The organism is Blastococcus sp. TF02A-30 (genome assembly GCF_003319185.1).
Classification (GTDB): domain Bacteria; phylum Actinomycetota; class Actinomycetes; order Mycobacteriales; family Geodermatophilaceae; genus Blastococcus.
In genome coordinates this window covers 1-449 of sequence record NZ_QOHJ01000032.1, presented here as the reverse complement: position 1 = coordinate 449, position 449 = coordinate 1, and the positions used below count along the sequence as shown (strand labels likewise).

Sequence of the window (449 nt, the reverse complement as noted above, 5' to 3'; positions counted from 1 at the left end):
AGATGTGTATAAGAGACAGCGCCGGGCTTGGCGCCCTGGGCGAGCTTGATCTGGATGTCGTCGGCCTCGGTGAGGTACAGGCTCGTCACGCCGAAGCGGCCCGAGGCGACCTGCTTGATGGCGCTGCGCCGCTCGGGGTCGAGGAGCCGGTCGACGTCCTCGCCGCCTTCGCCGGTGTTCGACTTGCCGCCGATGCGGTTCATCGCGATCGCGAGCGTCTCGTGCGCCTCCTGGGAGATGGAGCCGTAGCTCATCGCCCCGGTGGAGAAGCGCTTGACGATCTCCGACACCGGTTCGACCTCGTCCAGCGGTACGGGCGGGCGGACGCCGGTGCGCAGTCCGAACATGCCGCGCAGCGTCTTCAGCTCGTTCGCCTGGTCGTCGACGAGCTTGGTGTACTCGCGGAAGATGTCGTAGCGCCGCTCGCGCGCTGTCTCTTATACACATCT

The 449-nt window shown here is 66.6% G+C and carries 1 pseudogene; it reads right to left on the bottom strand.

Going from position 1 to position 449, the window contains the following annotated elements:
- Nucleotides 1–428, bottom strand: a pseudogene (locus tag DQ241_RS20315) (glutamate synthase-related protein); the annotation flags it as partial.
- Nucleotides 429–449: the final 21 nt, after the last annotated feature.